The 16,203-nt window shown below is 41.5% G+C and carries 25 protein-coding genes and 1 pseudogene; 9 read left to right on the forward strand and 17 right to left on the reverse strand.

Translation table 11 applies throughout. The features are described from left to right. Window positions 1–498 precede the first annotated feature (498 nt). Window positions 499–792, forward strand: a complete 294-nt coding sequence (locus tag ACKKE8_RS25590; RefSeq protein ID WP_409175494.1) for a recombinase family protein — start codon at window positions 499–501, stop codon at window positions 790–792. Window positions 793–821: 29 nt separating this feature from the next. On the opposite strand, the gene ACKKE8_RS25595 is transcribed toward ACKKE8_RS25590, so the two are convergent. The 4 genes from ACKKE8_RS25595 to ACKKE8_RS25610 are packed head-to-tail and all read right to left on the reverse strand — an operon-like array spanning window position 822 to window position 1,720. Beyond that, a complete protein-coding gene (locus ACKKE8_RS25595) occupies window positions 822–1,163 on the reverse strand; it encodes a hypothetical protein (RefSeq protein WP_409175495.1) in 342 nt (113 codons plus the stop codon). Continuing rightward, on the reverse strand, window positions 1,147–1,293 hold the full coding sequence (locus ACKKE8_RS25600; RefSeq protein WP_409175496.1) for a hypothetical protein: 147 nt from the start codon (window positions 1,291–1,293) through the stop codon (window positions 1,147–1,149). The genes ACKKE8_RS25595 and ACKKE8_RS25600 overlap by 17 nt, the downstream gene beginning before the upstream one ends. Before the next feature lie 44 nt (window positions 1,294–1,337). Continuing rightward, complete coding sequence (locus ACKKE8_RS25605) at window positions 1,338–1,460, reverse strand: hypothetical protein (protein ID WP_409175497.1); 123 nt, start codon at window positions 1,458–1,460, stop codon at window positions 1,338–1,340. Continuing rightward, window positions 1,457–1,720, reverse strand: a complete 264-nt coding sequence (locus ACKKE8_RS25610; protein WP_409175498.1) for a hypothetical protein — start codon at window positions 1,718–1,720, stop codon at window positions 1,457–1,459. Before ACKKE8_RS25610 ends, ACKKE8_RS25605 begins: the two co-directional genes overlap by 4 nt. A 328-nt stretch (window positions 1,721–2,048) precedes the next feature. Here ACKKE8_RS25610 and ACKKE8_RS25615 point away from each other — a divergent pair, with 328 nt between their 5' ends. Further along, on the forward strand, window positions 2,049–2,534 hold the full coding sequence (locus ACKKE8_RS25615) for a hypothetical protein (protein WP_409175499.1): 486 nt from the start codon (window positions 2,049–2,051) through the stop codon (window positions 2,532–2,534). Window positions 2,535–2,666: 132 nt separating this feature from the next. Here the strand turns inward: ACKKE8_RS25615 and ACKKE8_RS25620 are convergent. Next, window positions 2,667–2,863 (reverse strand): annotated as a pseudogene (locus tag ACKKE8_RS25620) (DUF3850 domain-containing protein). A gap of 509 nt (window positions 2,864–3,372) precedes the next feature. On the opposite strand from ACKKE8_RS25620, the gene ACKKE8_RS25625 reads away from it, so the two are divergent. The 3 genes from ACKKE8_RS25625 (at window position 3,373) to ACKKE8_RS25635 (ending at window position 4,806) form a co-directional block, all read left to right on the forward strand. Next, the gene (locus ACKKE8_RS25625; protein WP_409175500.1) at window positions 3,373–3,516 is read left to right on the forward strand and encodes a hypothetical protein; all 144 of its coding nucleotides are present in this window, start codon (window positions 3,373–3,375) and stop codon (window positions 3,514–3,516) included. A 406-nt stretch (window positions 3,517–3,922) separates the two neighbouring features. After that, a complete protein-coding gene (locus tag ACKKE8_RS25630) occupies window positions 3,923–4,336 on the forward strand; it encodes a hypothetical protein (RefSeq protein ID WP_409175501.1) in 414 nt (137 codons plus the stop codon). Window positions 4,337–4,350: 14 nt separating this feature from the next. Further along, complete coding sequence (locus ACKKE8_RS25635; RefSeq protein WP_409175502.1) at window positions 4,351–4,806, forward strand: recombinase family protein; 456 nt, start codon at window positions 4,351–4,353, stop codon at window positions 4,804–4,806. Window positions 4,807–5,278: 472 nt separating this feature from the next. On the opposite strand, the gene ACKKE8_RS25640 is transcribed toward ACKKE8_RS25635, so the two are convergent. Beyond that, complete coding sequence (locus ACKKE8_RS25640; protein ID WP_409175503.1) at window positions 5,279–5,878, reverse strand: M23 family metallopeptidase; 600 nt, start codon at window positions 5,876–5,878, stop codon at window positions 5,279–5,281. A gap of 252 nt (window positions 5,879–6,130) precedes the next feature. Here ACKKE8_RS25640 and ACKKE8_RS25645 point away from each other — a divergent pair, with 252 nt between their 5' ends. The 4 genes from ACKKE8_RS25645 to ACKKE8_RS25660 all read left to right on the forward strand — a co-directional run bounded on the left by ACKKE8_RS25645 (window position 6,131) and on the right by ACKKE8_RS25660 (window position 9,740). Continuing rightward, window positions 6,131–6,823, forward strand: coding sequence for a hypothetical protein (locus ACKKE8_RS25645; protein WP_409175504.1), 693 nt, complete (start codon window positions 6,131–6,133; stop codon window positions 6,821–6,823). 466 nt (window positions 6,824–7,289) lie between these two features. Next, window positions 7,290–7,865: a YpjP family protein gene (locus ACKKE8_RS25650; protein WP_409175505.1), complete on the forward strand. Its 576-nt coding sequence runs from the start codon at window positions 7,290–7,292 to the stop codon at window positions 7,863–7,865. Window positions 7,866–7,939: 74 nt separating this feature from the next. Further along, window positions 7,940–8,437: a hypothetical protein gene (locus ACKKE8_RS25655; protein WP_409175506.1), complete on the forward strand. Its 498-nt coding sequence runs from the start codon at window positions 7,940–7,942 to the stop codon at window positions 8,435–8,437. Window positions 8,438–8,568: 131 nt separating this feature from the next. Then, a protein-coding gene (locus tag ACKKE8_RS25660) for an IS3 family transposase (RefSeq protein ID WP_409174781.1) occupies window positions 8,569–9,740 on the forward strand; the annotation gives its coding sequence in 2 pieces (ribosomal slippage) (window positions 8,569–8,842 and window positions 8,842–9,740; 1,173 coding nt in all). Here ACKKE8_RS25660 and ACKKE8_RS25665 read toward each other — a convergent pair. From ACKKE8_RS25665 to ACKKE8_RS25715, 11 genes are all read right to left on the reverse strand, one after another. Further along, the gene (locus ACKKE8_RS25665; RefSeq protein WP_409175507.1) at window positions 9,741–10,211 is read right to left on the reverse strand and encodes a hypothetical protein; all 471 of its coding nucleotides are present in this window, start codon (window positions 10,209–10,211) and stop codon (window positions 9,741–9,743) included. It lies immediately after the preceding gene. A 46-nt stretch (window positions 10,212–10,257) separates the two neighbouring features. Beyond that, window positions 10,258–10,413 carry a CD1375 family protein gene (locus ACKKE8_RS25670; RefSeq protein WP_409175508.1) on the reverse strand — a complete coding sequence of 52 codons (156 nt, stop codon included), beginning with the start codon at window positions 10,411–10,413 and terminating at the stop codon, window positions 10,258–10,260. Beyond that, window positions 10,410–10,640, reverse strand: a complete 231-nt coding sequence (locus ACKKE8_RS25675; RefSeq protein ID WP_409175509.1) for a hypothetical protein — start codon at window positions 10,638–10,640, stop codon at window positions 10,410–10,412. The genes ACKKE8_RS25670 and ACKKE8_RS25675 overlap by 4 nt, the downstream gene beginning before the upstream one ends. Then, window positions 10,640–12,517, reverse strand: coding sequence for an Ig-like domain-containing protein (locus tag ACKKE8_RS25680; RefSeq protein WP_409175510.1), 1,878 nt, complete (start codon window positions 12,515–12,517; stop codon window positions 10,640–10,642). The genes ACKKE8_RS25675 and ACKKE8_RS25680 overlap by 1 nt, the downstream gene beginning before the upstream one ends. A gap of 128 nt (window positions 12,518–12,645) precedes the next feature. Continuing rightward, on the reverse strand, window positions 12,646–13,119 hold the full coding sequence (locus tag ACKKE8_RS25685; RefSeq protein WP_409175511.1) for a VOC family protein: 474 nt from the start codon (window positions 13,117–13,119) through the stop codon (window positions 12,646–12,648). A gap of 140 nt (window positions 13,120–13,259) precedes the next feature. Continuing rightward, window positions 13,260–13,871 (reverse strand): integrase, encoded by a 612-nt coding sequence (locus tag ACKKE8_RS25690; protein ID WP_409175512.1) that lies wholly within the window; start codon window positions 13,869–13,871, stop codon window positions 13,260–13,262. Window position 13,872: 1 nt separating this feature from the next. Beyond that, window positions 13,873–14,172 carry a hypothetical protein gene (locus ACKKE8_RS25695; RefSeq protein ID WP_409175513.1) on the reverse strand — a complete coding sequence of 100 codons (300 nt, stop codon included), beginning with the start codon at window positions 14,170–14,172 and terminating at the stop codon, window positions 13,873–13,875. Continuing rightward, window positions 14,166–14,717: a putative phage tail protein gene (locus ACKKE8_RS25700; protein ID WP_409175514.1), complete on the reverse strand. Its 552-nt coding sequence runs from the start codon at window positions 14,715–14,717 to the stop codon at window positions 14,166–14,168. The genes ACKKE8_RS25695 and ACKKE8_RS25700 overlap by 7 nt, the downstream gene beginning before the upstream one ends. Next, entirely contained in the window at window positions 14,714–15,529 is an 816-nt protein-coding gene (locus tag ACKKE8_RS25705; RefSeq protein WP_409175515.1) for a baseplate J/gp47 family protein, read from the reverse strand. Before ACKKE8_RS25705 ends, ACKKE8_RS25700 begins: the two co-directional genes overlap by 4 nt. Continuing rightward, the gene (locus ACKKE8_RS25710) at window positions 15,517–15,951 is read right to left on the reverse strand and encodes a DUF2634 domain-containing protein (RefSeq protein WP_409175516.1); all 435 of its coding nucleotides are present in this window, start codon (window positions 15,949–15,951) and stop codon (window positions 15,517–15,519) included. Before ACKKE8_RS25710 ends, ACKKE8_RS25705 begins: the two co-directional genes overlap by 13 nt. Further along, window positions 15,951–16,199, reverse strand: coding sequence for a hypothetical protein (locus ACKKE8_RS25715; RefSeq protein ID WP_409175517.1), 249 nt, complete (start codon window positions 16,197–16,199; stop codon window positions 15,951–15,953). The genes ACKKE8_RS25710 and ACKKE8_RS25715 overlap by 1 nt, the downstream gene beginning before the upstream one ends. Between the last annotated feature and the right edge of the window lie 4 nt (window positions 16,200–16,203).

Genomic DNA, 16,203 nt, shown 5'->3' on the forward strand with positions numbered 1-16,203 from the left:
GTTTTTTTGTGTAGGAAATTATTAATTTTTATTGTTTTCATGCAAACATTGCCACATAAAATGGATAACCTTCATTCTAAGAGGAAACCGCTCGAAAAGGAGCGGTTTTTTTATGTTGTGTACCCAGCAAGCCGTTAATTGCTAGTTGGTGAAAGTCCAACCGAGGTAAGAGCCAAGTTGCCTCGTAGCTGACAGGCAACTGGTGGAGAAATCCTAAGATTGAAGCCCTGTGACCAATTTGGACACTGACTATATTTTAGTTCCTCAAGCAATTAAGCCCAGAACCAGCAACCAAACGATAAACCATAATTTTACTAACAAATGGAAATAATTTTACGAAGGGGCTTAATCCAATGTCTATTCTAAGGGGTGCACTTCAGCTCCCATCTGGGGGCTTTTCTTTTTAGGAGGATCATACATGTATCAATTAAATAATCTCCCTGATGACGTCGATTGCATACATTGCCATTAATTTACAATTCAATTTGAGGTGATCCTATGGTTGCTGTTTTTATCCGAACTGCCTCCAGTGATTTTCGGAAGACCCAAAAGCAAATGGAGTCCTGCATGCCGCTTGTCCAAGATATAGAACATAAGGTGTACATGGAAATAGACGTAACCATTGACTCGGATCGTCCTGGCCTGTCACAGTTGATTTCTGACATAGAGGCTGGATTGGTAAAAAAGGTCATCTGCCAAAGTGCTGAGCGAATCTCCCGGAACCCTGTTGAGTTAGGTAACTTTATGTGGATAGCTAATCAGATGAATGTCCCAGTAGTATTTGCCAAGTGATTCTGAATGGAATCACTTTTTCTCTTTTGTTAAACAGCGATACCCTTTGCCATCAAGTAAGCCAAGGAGACAGCATACGGAGCACCAACTACTGCTGGTGTATTATGATCGAGTTGATACTTCCCGTCTTTAAAGACTCCAGCAAAACCGCAGTAGCAGCCATTGGGTGTGTGCGCAAAATCAAGGTAAATTTCGTCCTTCTTCGCTTCCTCCACCAGTACACCCATGCTTGTCCAGTCTACTGAAGGTCGGAACACTCGAAACGATGTTGGGGTATCTCCGGTGTATATCGCACACACCGGAAAATCTTCATATATCCGAAACCCCAACGCCTCAGCCACTTTCACATCCAACTCACGTCCCGCTTGCATCCTGTTTCCCTCCCCAATTCCACAGTCCTTGCTGCCCTTTCGCTGGCACCGGATCGATTTGTTTTACGTCCGTCATCTCCCAGGCATAACGCCCTAAATCATACCATCCAAACGCTAATTCTCCTTCCACGTAACCTGAGCCAGCTAACGCAGCCCTATATGGTTTTGTTGCTGTTACGGAATGACAGCCGATAAGGTTGGCCCGCGATACCTAGTTGCCCACCCTCGTGTTTCGAATCGTTTTTCGCCAAGAGCGATCAATGTCGCAAACGGCTGATGAATGGTGATGGCTTTCATGCAGATTCCTCCCCCGTTTTTGCACGAACCAACTTAACCACAGACCCGTCCTCTTCATGATCCGGGATAAGATCAAGTTTTCTGACCAGAGAAGGTTTGGTCTCCCCTATAAGAGTTCGCGGCGTTGTCCGTAGCGCTTTACAAATATCACCGATGTTTTTGCTATTTTCGTCGTCCAGTAAATAAGCCAACAGGTCTTTCTCCTTTTTGGTCAATCCGTACCCCTTTGCAATTTCTTCAGCAGCCCCTTGGCATGTCATCTGAATTTCCAATCTCCTCACATCTAGGTACAAACGTAATGTTTTGTGTCATCCTTCTGCTGCGATTTTATTGGTAGACACCATAGCATTTTGGATTGATTGCGTAAAAGATGTTTATTGCCTCTTCTTCCGAATTTGCTCGAATCGAGGTTACGTATGTTCCTGGTTCGTGTCCTCGGACCTATCTGATTGTGTAGGTATTCATCCTAGTATCCCTCCCCGTTTAACAATCGTGTGACTTGATTATTTTTTGAAAATTCCCCATTTTTTATTGGGCGTATGGTAAAATCCACTAGAATCTGGAAAACAAATTTAATAGGAGGTTATTATGAAAAAGATTATCTTGCTATTATTTGCGGTTTTCATGCTCCAACTCCATTTCACTTCTGCAACATTTGCTTATGGGGGTGATCGTATTAAGGTTGGTCAACAAATCGATAAAGCTGGTCGGATAGTGTCAAGTAACAATAAATACTTCTTCCAATTAACTGCTGTAGGAAATCTTGAATTATGGAGGAGAGATCCCAAACCAGCAACCCTCTTATGGACCAAGCAAACCAACGACTGGGGTATGAGCTATCTCAAAATTGACTACTATAGTGGAAAACTCGTTTTGATGCATGCGAATGGTACTCCGTCTTGGTACTCAGATAACGCTGCATGGAGTAGTAGTAGGCATCCAGCGGGTACAAACCTCCGTGGCGACCTTCTGATTATGCAAGATGATGGAAATTTAGTTCTGTATAACACAACGGACTTGAATAAAGGTTGGTATCCTGTCTGGGCTTCAGATACAGGTGTAGGTGGTCCATAAGAATATAATAATTGGAGCCGTGTAAGCTGCGGCTCTTTTTTAATTTGGTGAGGCGAGGCTACCCCTAATAGAGACATTACCGAAGCATGAAACGACATCGTCTTGCCACCGTTCTCCTCAATTACCGATGTGTTAAATCAGCGCTATTGACAGCATGACCTTTCCTGGCTGCAAAAATTGCTCATCTGCCAGTACGTGAGTGATAACCCGCCTTACAATCCGACCAGTGTATTCTTCCTCTTCTGGGTCCCACTCTCGAAGCAAAAGTGATCTCCCACCTTATAGCCTCGATCAGTTTTTCTTATCTCTGCCTTTTTGGTGCCATACATGACCGCTTCAAAGTATTCAGGCTATGTTTTCAGCTCATGCACCTCGGTTGCCTGTTCCGGCAAAACGACATCCTTTTCCAAGCCCCACATGTCGTTTATATATCATGCCCTATGCCAGCCCTCGTCTTCGCTAATAAACTCATCGTGATTTCTAGAATTGACAGGTCGATAGAACCGCGATCCATTTTGGATTATCCACGTTCCATACTCATTATCCAAATCATCAGAGGACGAAAATTCGTAGAATGCCCTGACTCCACTGCGCTGCATTACCAAAACTAAAATGTTCTTCAACATAAACCACCCAACTTTCTAAGCGAAACTCCCTACGCAATTTGTTTAATCGCTGATTTTCAAAGACTTTATTTACGTCTGCCTTTACGATGAGACAGTCTCCTTCTACGACTGTTTTTTACGCCCATTTTCGGTTCCGCAGAACACTCGTCCAGTCAAAAGGTGAATTTTGTTAATACGTTATCATAGATCGTTATATTAGGAGGAGATATCCCATGAAAAAGAAGAAATCTAATTCTAAGAAATTCAAGAAAGTAAAAGGTCAATTGGTGCAATATCAATATCCAAGTCCAGAACCCATTTGTGTTTGGCGTTGCGACGAGGATGGGGATTGCGGTTGGTATTGCCCAATTGAATAAATGTGAACATGCTCGAAAGTAATATACACAGTTGCCCAAATATGAACCCAACGGGACACTCCTTAATTACCAGGGAGTGTTTTTTTCGCTTTTACTAAACGATTGGTTTGTTAAGATTTATCGTGAGTCCGCCGCAAAAACATATCCGATTGAAGTACAGTCCATTTTCAGCTAGTCTGCAATCGTCACAATATCGAGCAATGTTGCCTCGCCATACGCAATCTTCACATCTGTCACGTTGCTTGACCATTTCGATTTCCCTTTTCATTGACTCATCCATACAATCCCTCCTATTTTTCACATCGTGTGATTTGTTAAAAAATTTTGGGGGAAATTGTAACAAATTACCATTACCTTCGTCCTTATAATGGAGACAGTATCAGTATTTAATCGGAGGTATTTCATTTTGAACAAAAAACTTTTTAAATCCGGAAACTTAATAGTTGTTCTGCCTCTCTTATTTGCACTTTTAATTCCTGCAAGTTTCTTACTTGACCCATCACCAGCCCAAAGAAATGCATTTGAATGGAACTTACAAGCCGGTTCTGCCAATGGAATTGTAGCCAAAACTCCAATTGATGTAGCGAGCAATTTGTTTTACAATGGTAGACCGTTACGGAATGCACTTGTAAAAGTAACTTACTTTGACAATAACCAAAATGTGAGCATTGTAATGCAACCTTATGAGGAAGGATATGAAGGGACAGTTTTCTTCCAAGAATCAGGAAAATATACCCTTCGATTTTCTGTAGAGAAAGGAAATATTATAGGCTCAGAAGATTGGGAAATTGATGTAAAAGAGGTAATGTCATTCACCTAGATAAGCATGGCGTAATGTTTAAATCTGCAACAGAGGTTTACGATACTACATCTGCTATGGGCAGATTCTTCATTACATTAGTAGCAGCGATTGCTCAATGGGAACGAGAAAACCTTGGAGAACGAGTAATAATGGGCATGGAGAAAAACTTCCGTAAAGGTGGCTGGAATGGCGGAGAACTTCCATATGGGTATCGTTTGGAGGATGGAAAACTAGTTGTATACGAACCAGAAGCCGCAATAGTCAAACGCATCTTTAATTTGTATAAAACAAAAGGACAGCGTGAGATTAGTAAGATTTTTAATAAAGAAGGCCTCAGAACCGGAAAGGGTGCGCTCTGGGCTGGATTCACGGTAAGATACATCCTTAACAATCCAGTTTATATAGGAAAAATGAGATGGATGGATAACTTGATAGATGGTGATCATGAAGCCCTTGTTTCAGAAGAAGATTTCGAAGCAGTGAATTAAGTGAAATACAAAAACGGAAAAAGAAATGGCAGATGGCCTTTGCTAATGATGTAATTAGCTTAGATGACCTCAAACTCCGCATGCATGAAGAAAATGAACGTGAAGACACTATCAGGGCACAACTTATGTCAGAGTCATCTATGGACTAAAGGAAAACTGGCCGCATCTTGAACTTGATCACAAGAAAGTAATTATGCAAACTGTATTCTCCAGAATAGTAGTAGATACATATGGAGAAGCTGTTGGTGGTCCTAGTCGAAGGGTAGCATGCAAAATTAAATCATTTGAAATGAATTAAGAGGCGGTTTCCCGCCTCTTTTTATTGCAATTAATCCCAAGCAAATCTCTGCTCTTTCCAGGGATCACCGTGCATACTATTATGTAACCATTATTCAGTTATTCAACTAGACAACCCGTCTCCTCAAAACAGGGACGGGTTGTCATTTGACATAGGGTTATCTAATTTCTGCGGCTATTCCCTAGCTTGTTGCTTTAATTTCTTTTCTTTTTCATCAGAGATATTAAAGGCCTTTTTAAAATTTGGTACTGTTTGATCCTCCAACGGTTGTGAATTAATCCACTTCATAAACTCTTCTTCCCCTACATAATTTATAAGGGTGTCTTCAAAAAAGTATTCTGCACTGTCAAATTTACGTAATAATTCATCTTCCGTTTGATGCTCTTCGGTTTGATGCTCTTCATGTGGCGCAAAGGTCGGGCCATCAAAATAGTGAGGCCAGAAGTATTTAGGATCAATTGTATTTGAAAAATTAATATCCGCCCCATCATACTCCCCTTCATTATTTATATCGATATGCAAATGAGGACCAGTAGTATCTGTACCAGTATTTCCTGATACTGCAATTTCTTCTCCTTTGCTCACAGAATCACCAGTAGATACAGATTTGGATTTTAAATGGAGAAACCTAATTACTAGTTTAGTATTCGTGTCAGGGTCCTTGTCTCTTGTTTCAATTGCCACATAATTGCCTGCACTTGTCCAATAACCTGCACTTAATACGGTTCCTTTTTGTGGACTGTATACAGGCTCTTTATTTACTGCAATATCCATTCCTTTATGACTTTTAGAATATCCCCTACTTAATTCAGTATCAGTAGTAACCCAACGCCAGTTAAAATCGTCGTATGGATTTATCCCTTCTGCGTAAGCTGTTCCATTGCCAGCACTAACTACAGCTGATACCGCGAGAGCTAAACCATTATTTTCAATATATGGTATATTATTACCATTAAAATTATATTAATCATTCAAATAATCGTCAATCAATTTAGATATTAATCATGTTAAAAGGTGGGAATTTTAATGTACAAAAAGTTAAAAGTATTCTTGTTGCTTTCTGTAGTTTCAATAGCTGGCTGTACTACTAGTAACAATGCGTCATCCATGCAAGCAAGTCCCCTGCCTCAATCTGTAGACTATAATAAAAAGCTAGATATTCTTGATCGATTAGAGAACCATGACACTACCTTAAGTCGAATGACAGAAATACTAACGATTGAATGGCATCATTTATTTACACAAAAGAATGAAGAGGATTTATGGAATACATATTTTTATCTCACTTGGAATTTACGTCCAGACGAAAAAGAACTAGTAAGGAGCGAATTATCTACAACCCATAAAGAGCTTGCAACATACTTGGATATGCAGAAACAAGGCACACTTCCCGCAAAAGAAGTTATTATTAAAAATATTATGGCTGAGAGAAACCCCAATAATGACGGTTATCTCGTGAAAGCAAGTTACCTTCTAACACTAAAAGACGGTACAACCAAAGAAGTATGGGTTGAACTTAACGCAGACGACTACATGGAAACTTTTAATCCGCGTTTTAACACTATAGCTACAGGAGAAAATCTTCCTGAACCCAAAAATGAACAAGAAAGATTACGTCGTGACTTTATACTTAGAGCACTTGACTATAATGTAATCAAAAAAATGACTCACGATGAAATATTGGAAATGATCGACATGAAATCGGTCGATACAAAGTAAACCTATGTACGTTATACTGCTTAAAAGGGAAATGAAGTTTCCACTTTCTGAAATCGTGGTTAAATAAAGTCTGTAATGTGTATCCTCAACACAGAATGAACTATCCCAGATACTAACAAGTAAAACCCGTCCGCTCAAAACAGGGACGGGTTATTCTCTATCCAGCTAAAATAAAATCAACGAATACTGTTGAACGAAGCATGTGCTTAGAGTCTTGGGTAAATCAAGTCCAGATGAGAGCATACATCTCCCTTAGTATTATTAATTAACATATTCAAAATTGAGAATGGAATTGGGACAACTTCTAAATATTAACAATTTACTTTTTAATTGCAAATGAAATTTTGTTGGATATAATTAAACAAACTGGAAAATTTTAATATATAAACCCGTTTTTAACCTGATCTTTTAAGCTACTATTTGCACAGGAATAGGTAGAAATAATAACTGGGAGAGATTTAAATTAATGAAACACTTGAAGCGAATTTTAGCCTTTACTCTTGTTTTAAGTATCATTTTTACTGGAGTCTTTAATCCTTCATTAGCTTCGGCACAGGTGGTCAACATTAGTGAATCACCTGATGAAGTGATTCTTGATGATCCAACTAAATATGATGGGAAACCGTCCTCTAATAGTCAGCAGCGCGCTTCGTTAAGAAGTGAAAATCCTCTTATGGATCATGTAAAAGTAGTAGCATTTATTGCTGCTGTACGCGGCTATATAACTTACTTTGAAAGAGAAGTCACAAAACAAATTGTAAAAAAAGTAACAAGAGCCGTAAAAGATCTAGTTGAGGAATATGGTGTTGATAAATTATCGTGGAGTGGCCCTAGAAAAAGCAGTGCCCACAAATATAACCACACGTTATTTAGTTTGTCTTATGATAGAGTCCAAATTCTTCGTGTTGATATGCAAGTACTTGAACCACCCAAACAAGGGTTCATAGGTAACATTCATATGCATGTTCAACCAGATATGAAGGAACATATACACATTGTAGATGTTGACTTTGGTAAGGACAAACCAAGTTTTCCATGGTAGAATTTAATTAATTTTCTATTCCTGTGCAATCATTGGTTTAAAAATATCTTAAAATAAATTCTGGAGGACCTATCGTGTCTAGGGAACAATCCTATATTAGATATGGATGTGATCTATTATTTGAGAATCATCCTAACTATAATGATATTAAAAAAATTGTGATAGACGTTACTGGTAGCGATAGAAAACTTTTTAATGAATCAAGTATTTTCAGAAAAGAAGAAATCGGTATCAAACTACAATTAAAATTAACACCTTCTTCTGTTACTCAGTTACGAGAAAAGTTAAGTGATATCAATGTTATGTTTGATGAGGTTTTTTATAGAGATTTAAGACACTATCATATAGAAATCGATCATAACGGTGCTGAACATGAGGGAATTGCAATTGAATTAGAAGATGAATCTTGGAATCTTTACTACGAAGGTGGTTGTTTAATTGAGATTCTAGAGAAGTCAGATATCTATCCTTTCTTAGAAGAACGCGGATTTCTTATTGGTAAAATTGACTCATCGGCAATTGATCACATAGATGAAATTTTCAAGGAAATCATTGATAATCTATCAAAGTGACTGATGAGACATATTTATCACTTTATAAAACCCACCTGCTAAAAAGTGGTAATATCCCCTCATGGTTGACTGTGTTTAAAACCCCACTGTTACAATTGGGTAAGACACAATTGATCAGAGGGGATTTTTTTATGGCTAAAAAAGGACAAACATTTAGAGTTTATACGGAAGAGGAAAAAATGGAAGCCGTACGTCTTTACGAGTCCGGAGTATCTTCTAGAGAAGTCGCCAGAAGATTAGGCATTCCAGAAAAAAGACAGGTGTTGGACTGGGTTAATAAGGTTCGTAATGGGGAGGCACTAACAGCTTCTCGATCAAATCAGGCATGGCGAAAAGGGCGTCCAAAAACCAAATTCACAAGCGTTGAGGAAGAGTTAGCATACATAAAAGCGGAGAATGAATATCTAAAAAAGCGATATCCAAATCTAAACGGGGAGTGACTTCGAAGAAAGCAAGGTTCTCAATTATTGAACAAATGCAAACCAAATATCGATTATCATGGCTGCTCAGTTTTGCAAAAGTATCCCGTGCGGGATATTACAAATGGAGAAAGTCCAGAGAGGCATCTGTTCGACGTAGCGAAAAGGAAGCCAACCTAAAAGAACATATCCTAAGTATCCATCGCTTGCATCCTTATTATGGTTACTTACGAGTGACAGTTGCCCTTCGCAAAGAAGGTTTACAAATCAATCACAAACGTGTCTATCGAATGATGAAGGAATTAGGCATCCGCTCAGTAATTCGTAAAAAAAGACGATTCTTCGGCAGACAGGCATCAGTTGTAAACCCGGATCGTCTGGAAAGACAGTTTAAAGCAGAAGCACCTCTAAAGAAGCTGGTAACCGACATCACCTATCTACGAGTCGGAGAACGATTTTTTTATCTATCTGCTGTGCAGGATCTGTTTAATAACGAAATCGTTGCTTGGCATGTCTCTTCCCAAAACGATTTGTCACTCGTGATGAGCACCGTAGATAGTCTTTGTAAGGGAAGAGAGATGAACGGTTCCGTCCTACATTCGGACCAAGGTTTTCAATACACTTCCAGACACTACAATAAACGTTTGGATGAGTACGGAGTACTAGGAAGTCATTCGAGACGGGGAAATTGCCTGGATAATGCCTGTATCGAGTCATTCTTTTCTCATCTGAAGACAGAAATGATGTATCGATGCTCGGCAAAATCATTTGAGGAATTAAATCAATCTGTTGAAACATACATTGCATTTTATAATCAGAGTCGTTTTCAGAAAAAACTAGGCGACCGTTCCCCGATTGAGTATCGGAAAGCGATCGCCGCGTAACTATGGGTTTTTAGGCAGTCTACTTGACAGGGTTATGACCAAAAGAGGCGGGTTTATTCTTATTACTGTCAGAATAAAATCAACAAATACTGGCGATCGTAGCATGCCGCTCTTTGTCCAGTTTCTCATTTTGACGCGTGCTTTAATTTGAGGCTGGATGTAAACATAATCGCGATCCTCGCTAGTGATAATTGATTTTGCGACGCCATAAAACGCCTGCTTGTGCATTGGTGGCACGCCAAGTTCGATGACGCCTGCTGGTCGACCATTATAGTGTGCAAGCCATCCGAAATCTCGTTTGCTCCAGCCGGCAATATGGACATCAGCATACGTGTAGTTGATTATTTTTATGAAATCATCTGTACGCTTATCGGCGTGGTATCGTCCGTCCTTACGCTTGGCGACTATACCCTCCATTTCTCTGGCAACGATTGCATCCCATAAGTCCTCGCCTCGACCGTCAAAAGCCACCCCAACAGCTCCCTACGAAAAACGCCCTCCTGATTTGGAAAGGCGTTTACGCTACTTCTTGAGCAGCGAGATATTCAGCTACATGGACGCGATAAGTTTCCGGGACAACTTTCTCCCCCTCAGTTCCTGTCGGCTCGATCAGCCATCCACCAGATTTGACCAGAATCGCATACGGCGCAATCATGTACTTTTTCACTATCATTGACCACCTCCTTTCAAGGCTTGTACCTCTGCTTCCAGTGCAGTTATCTTTCCGGTTAGCTGCTCATGTTTTTTTGTATAGTCCTCACGCATAGCCGACATTTCACCATCCATATAGGCGATCGTTTCATAAAGCACTTGTATTTCTACAGGTAGGCCTTCCGTGTGCCCTGGTGTTTCCACTAACTCGCCAAACGTTCCATCGGAATTTCGTGGACGATACTTCATTACTCAATCACCCCCACCATCATCGTCGCAGCTTCGACTGAGTTTGTGTTCGATCGAGAAAAAGTCAGCTTAAACGTCAAGTTGGATTTAGCCGTCGATACAGTAGCCAGCAGCTCGTCTTCGCTGATCGATGATGTAAGATCAATACTATTCTTACTCATCGAAACATATTGTTCGGGCTGTCCTGCATCTACAAAGGACGCCTCTCCACCCACGACAAGATCACCTTCCTCACGTTTTAGCCAAGCAAGTATTTCTTTAGCAGAACCGCGTGGCGGTATGATTTTGTATCGAGCTACAGCTTTCTTGAGTGGAGATTGCACCATACTATTATTAATGCTGAACGACTTGACCGATGCAGAACCGAATTGATCTGTTGCCGTAATTGTCAAAGTGTTAGGCCCTGCTTGTAACTCACTTATCTTGAACGGAAATGACCAGTTACCCGTTGATACTCCACTAAGAAGCGTTTTTTCGCTCCCGTTATTTAGCTTTCCTTTCACTGTTACTGAATTGCTATCTGGCTCTGAGACTGTGCCTGATAATGTAAGGCTATCTGGAGGAATTAGTCCAGAATAAACAGGTGTGAATGCGTCTACCGTGAGGGCAGGTGCTTTGTTGTGCTTGACGGTGAATGACCTTGTGACAACCGCTGAGGTGCCTCCTTTATCATCTACCGCCCATATAGATAAGGTGTGAGTTGTTCCCTCAGCAAGTAAAACAGATACATCCGTGGAGCCGTCATACAGCTGTCCACCTCGATGCGACAATCCTTTCGAAAAAGAAATAGGGCTACTTCCATCCGAGACCGACGAATGAAGTGCCCTTTCTGTTCCGCTATTGATCTTATACTTGATCGTGACAACGTTCCCATTATCCGTGTCTGTCGCACTACCCGCAATTGTAAAGGCGTTGCCTTCTGTTAATATTTGATTATTGGCAGGTGAGGTTACAGATATCGTTGGCAAGGTATTGTTAATGACAAACGTTCTCTCCGCTGAAGTTGTTACTCCTCCTTTCCCGTCATTTGCGATGACTCTCCAATAATAGGTTCCTAATATAACCCAGTTGGAAGCCTCCCCTTTTTTTGATGTTTCACTTCCCACATTTAGATTGAAAATATTAGATGATCCCGGCGAAGTGCCTACTTGAAATGTATAGGTCAGAGAGTCACTGTCTGGATCACTGCCGGACCATTGGAATTGGATATCACCTCTTGCGAAGGTTTGATTATTTGCAGGCGACGTTAGAGTTAAAACAGGAGGGCTATTTAATGGCATACGAACAAATAACGTTTCGTCCTCAAAAAGGCCTGTAGCCAAAGAACCACCTGAAATTGCGATACGGATACTACTGTAAGTTGCACCCGATACATCAAGTGGAGTCATGGTAACGCTGTCCGTTTTAAACAGAAGCTCCTCTTGACCACTTGCTCTTGATGTTCCATAAACACTAATCCCATAACTATAGCTTGATTGTGTTCGAATTCTATACCTATGTGATGAGGCAAGCGAAGCAGACAACTGGGTGTAACCCCATTTGATATATTCCCAAACGTTAAAGGGATTGTCTTTATCGCCTGTGGCAATCGACATTCTGGTGAGCACTGTACGTTCAGGTCTTAAACCCGTAGTAGCACCGTTTGCATTCGCGGTACGGACACTACTGTAAGTTGCACCCGATACATCAAGTGGATTCATGGTAACGCTGTCCGTTTTAAACAGAAGCTCCTCTTGTCCGGTTGCTCTCGATGTTCCATAAATGCTAATGCCGTAGGTATTAGACGAGATTGTACTGATCTGGTACTTATGTGTAATAGCTAAATTTGCAGTTGTTGCAGCATAAGACAACTGCACATATTCCCAAACATAAGCCAACTTATCCATCTCCTTTCCTATTTCAAATAGCCGTTATTTAAAGTAATAAAAAACTCAACTTCAGATCATCTCCTCGACAAAAATACACCCCCGTCCAAAAATAGATGGGGGGTGATATAAACGTGTTTTCAATTTTGATTTGTTGTTTTTATCAACAATTCTTCCCACTCATGGAATAACAACTTATCCGTAATATATTTCAAATCATCGGGTACAACAACATTACACATCAATTCTAAGCTGTTTCCATCTGGGTCATCAAAATATACTGAAGCGTTCCCTAGATACGGACGAACAAATGGTTCAACAGAGTTTCTCCTCCCAAATGGCACAGCCTTTACTTGAATTGATTCCAACCACTGCAAAGATTGCTTTAAATCGTCATAAGTTACCTGAAAAGCAATATGCCGCAAAGAAGGATGGTAAGGAGTCTGATGCTCTTTCCCTTCCCATAAACCAAGCCAGCTCTTCCCTTCTTCAATCCAAAAGAAGACAGTTTCATCATCTCGCCAAGCAAATTTCAGCCCAAGTCTAGTATAAAATTCTATTGAAACTTCCAAGTTTTTCACAGGCAAATGAGCCTCGTACAACCCTTTAATCAAGTAACATCACTCCCATCTTTATGAGTTGTTATACTTTTTAATATCATATATTTACTTTTTGTTAAATGTAAATAATAATTTTCTAATAATTCCAATGATAATGGCCGTTATCGGAAGTTCTCCACATAATTACAAGCCTCCTACACCTGCGTAATGGTGATTGTATGTGTACCCCACCCACCGATCCGTATTTTTTGTGCTGCTACATCACGATAGATGGTAGATCGACCGATGAGAGCACCTTTTTTGTAACTGTTTGCAAGTGATGCGAAAGTAAGGGTTCCAGTCCCAATTGCTGTGATCTTCTGATTCTCAAAAGCCACATCGTCACAAATAGTCACTTCTTGTCCTACTGTAAAGCCAGTCGTTGACGCTACTGTAACGGATATGGAAGAAGGTTTGGCGATTAACGCTGTTGTTGCATACGTTGTCGTTTGATCCAGTTTCAATACCGGGTCATCTACGCCATCGTAGGTGTCGGCAAATCTAGCTTGTGCTCCTTCTACATCGTGACTGTCTAGATCAAGGTAAGCTTCCACCCGAGTCACCCGTCGTTCTAAACGGTCAAACAACAAATGCGACCCTTCAATCCCGTCCTCCATATGATTCAGCCTGACTTCATCCACTGGTGTCCCTGCAATCTGCTGCCAGGCTGGAACAATCGAAACCGTTCCGTCTCCGTTGTCTTGTAAGACGTATGTGTTAGGTCGGTCGACAAACCTGTTCACATGCGTTTGCTTTTGATATGCCACGTCATTCACCTACCTTCCATTTCAGCTCGATGGGAATGCTTAATGCGACTTCCCGTGCGGGCTTTACAAAATTCACTGTATCTTGCCAGACAATCTTTCCGTTCTCATCCTTGATCATTCGTTTAGTAACGATGCCCGTTTCAGAGGCAGGCAGCCGAATCAAGAAAGTAACTTTACTACTGCTTTGCCTTGTTTTTATGAGTTCCGCTGAGATAAGTGCCCCGTTTCGCTCTACTTCTGCGCTGAAAAAAATCGATTCGAGACTGTTCGTTTGTCTTGTCAGCGCGTGATCCGTTAGCATAGATCGTTTTCACCTCCAGCGTGGAATGAACCGCAGAACAATGGCATTGTTTCGAACACTTGCATGGTTCCAGTAGAAAAAATAAGGCTTCCACTTTGTTGGATAATGATTCTTTCTCTATTCACATGCACAGGCCTCATTCTTTCGAATGTCCTGTGTAAAGTTAAAAGATCGACAGATTTATTTTGTTGAAATGTAAAAACAATCTCCTTTGCTTCGAAATCCTCAGAGACAGAAACCAGTTCGCCCACCGCCCTACCCAATGACTGCAAAACTGGCATGGTAAAAGGTAATCTGGCCCAATGCTGGGCAAGAATATTCTTCCGTCGTTCCTCGATGGTTAACAGCTGCTTTTCTCCAAAATAAATCCAGTCCCATATATCCAATCCCCAGGTAGCTGACCATGGGCTAAACTGTTGTAGGATTTCCTCTCGCTGGGTATTGAAAGAATCAATTGCTGCCTCTGTACCTTCGAAATGGTATTCTGCCACGTGATTCTCGTACCATTGCGGTGCTAACATACGTCTATAGCGCTCAGGTATCATGCTGTCACCTCCATGGTTAGGATCGATACAGAGTCAGCAGGCACCGTCAAATTCAATTCCGCGCCGTTTAAGGTGTAGCCCATGAAATCTATTACCCCATCCACGAAAAAGAGCGCCTCGATCTGCTGGTACACGATCTGAGAACGCCCTTTTAGGTAGGTTTTGATTTGCGTAGTAATTTGGTCTTTGACCTTCTCGATTTCCGCATCTGGTCGCAAAGCAAGTTTTACAGCGATAGTCACCAGATACACTTTCGCGGGTAACACCTGCAAGTCATGCAAGGCCCTTCGTTTGTCTTCCAGTTTCGTCCGTACACTCGTAGCCAGTTCCTGCCCTGCAGGATTGCCTGTCAGGTCTGTGATATACACATCAATAGATAGGTCATGTCGCGACTTCTCAATGGCAACTGCTTCGCCTACTCCCTCAACGTTTCGTGCCCACCGCTCATAGTCTTGGCGTCTACCATCCCCTTCTTCACTTCTTGCCCTATCAATGAGACGTTGCCGATAGGCGTCATCAGATTCATCGGTTTTACGAGAGAGAGCGAAGAACCCCCCATTAGCATCCAGAAACTCTCCATCTGCCCACGGTAGGAACCGTTGTAGGAACCCATACTCAAATAACTGCTGCTGTTCACTGATTTCAAGGGCAATGGGATAACTCAAGTCATAATATATTTCGCCTTCCTCCGTAGCCGGGGCAGTTTCACCACGCTGCTGAGCTAATTCTGCCATCCGATTCGCCATCCGCTGATAAATCTGATCCAGTGTTTCCCTGAGTATCGGCATTTCTGGTTTGTCTATCGTTGCCATGTATCCACCTCCGTCCTAGTTGTCCCTCTCGTGCCCTCAATTTCGAGCGAAAAAATGACCCGGTTGTCCTCAAACCGAATGTCTACCACTTCCGCACGCTCAACCTCACTGTGAGCCTCTAGCGCCTCTTGTGCTTGCGTCTTAATCGTTGGCAATGAAATGCCCGAGCGCATTCTTCCTGTCTCATATAGGAAGTCTACTCCGTACCTTTCCGAGTAAATCTCGTATCGGAAACGACGTGTATTCAGGATTTTCTTTGCTGTCTCTTCCAGGTACTCCGCATAGGTAGTCGTCCGCAAATAGCGACCATCCGGCCCTTGCTGCAATTGTTTTGTGATCCAGTCGAATTTATAAGTCCATGGAATCGGGTTGTCAGCGGATTGAACCAGTTGCGTTTCGTCTCCGTTCAGCTCTGGAAACATTACTCCACCACCCCGAGTAGCAGGTACTGCCCGTTTGTGCAACGCATTAAAGCCACTTTCTTTCCGACATCCTCGGGTCTCCAATTCAACGGGTTCAGCTTCACCAATTCATCTTCTTCCAGTGGTTCCGGGTCCTCGTCTAGCTTTACGGACAATGGTGATACCGCCAAAAGCTCACCGAATTCTACTTGGGTGTCCTGAATGCCTTCCTGAGCATGACCCCTGAGCTTTGCAATGACCGAATGCATCCCT

The organism is Brevibacillus fortis (assembly GCF_046196545.1).
Taxonomy (GTDB): domain Bacteria; phylum Bacillota; class Bacilli; order Brevibacillales; family Brevibacillaceae; genus Brevibacillus; species Brevibacillus fortis_A.

Excerpts from the sequence above, each read along its gene's own strand:
- ACKKE8_RS25590 (WP_409175494.1), top strand. The coding sequence starts at position 499 with ATGGTTGCTGTTTTTATCCGAACTGCCTCCAGTGATTTTCGGAAGACC.
- ACKKE8_RS25595 (WP_409175495.1), bottom strand. The coding sequence starts at position 1,163 with ATGCAAGCGGGACGTGAGTTGGATGTGAAAGTGGCTGAGGCGTTGGGG.
- ACKKE8_RS25605 (WP_409175497.1), bottom strand. The coding sequence starts at position 1,460 with ATGAAAGCCATCACCATTCATCAGCCGTTTGCGACATTGATCGCTCTT.
- ACKKE8_RS25610 (WP_409175498.1), bottom strand. The coding sequence starts at position 1,720 with ATGACATGCCAAGGGGCTGCTGAAGAAATTGCAAAGGGGTACGGATTG.
- ACKKE8_RS25615 (WP_409175499.1), top strand. The coding sequence starts at position 2,049 with ATGAAAAAGATTATCTTGCTATTATTTGCGGTTTTCATGCTCCAACTC.
- ACKKE8_RS25625 (WP_409175500.1), top strand. The coding sequence starts at position 3,373 with ATGAAAAAGAAGAAATCTAATTCTAAGAAATTCAAGAAAGTAAAAGGT.
- ACKKE8_RS25635 (WP_409175502.1), top strand. The coding sequence starts at position 4,351 with ATGTTTAAATCTGCAACAGAGGTTTACGATACTACATCTGCTATGGGC.
- ACKKE8_RS25640 (WP_409175503.1), bottom strand. The coding sequence starts at position 5,878 with ATGGATATTGCAGTAAATAAAGAGCCTGTATACAGTCCACAAAAAGGA.
- ACKKE8_RS25645 (WP_409175504.1), top strand. The coding sequence starts at position 6,131 with ATGTACAAAAAGTTAAAAGTATTCTTGTTGCTTTCTGTAGTTTCAATA.
- ACKKE8_RS25650 (WP_409175505.1), top strand. The coding sequence starts at position 7,290 with ATGAAACACTTGAAGCGAATTTTAGCCTTTACTCTTGTTTTAAGTATC.
- ACKKE8_RS25670 (WP_409175508.1), bottom strand. The coding sequence starts at position 10,413 with ATGATAGTGAAAAAGTACATGATTGCGCCGTATGCGATTCTGGTCAAA.
- ACKKE8_RS25675 (WP_409175509.1), bottom strand. The coding sequence starts at position 10,640 with ATGAAGTATCGTCCACGAAATTCCGATGGAACGTTTGGCGAGTTAGTG.
- ACKKE8_RS25695 (WP_409175513.1), bottom strand. The coding sequence starts at position 14,172 with ATGCTAACGGATCACGCGCTGACAAGACAAACGAACAGTCTCGAATCG.
- ACKKE8_RS25700 (WP_409175514.1), bottom strand. The coding sequence starts at position 14,717 with ATGATACCTGAGCGCTATAGACGTATGTTAGCACCGCAATGGTACGAG.
- ACKKE8_RS25705 (WP_409175515.1), bottom strand. The coding sequence starts at position 15,529 with ATGGCAACGATAGACAAACCAGAAATGCCGATACTCAGGGAAACACTG.
- ACKKE8_RS25710 (WP_409175516.1), bottom strand. The coding sequence starts at position 15,951 with ATGTTTCCAGAGCTGAACGGAGACGAAACGCAACTGGTTCAATCCGCT.
- ACKKE8_RS25715 (WP_409175517.1), bottom strand. The coding sequence starts at position 16,199 with ATGCATTCGGTCATTGCAAAGCTCAGGGGTCATGCTCAGGAAGGCATT.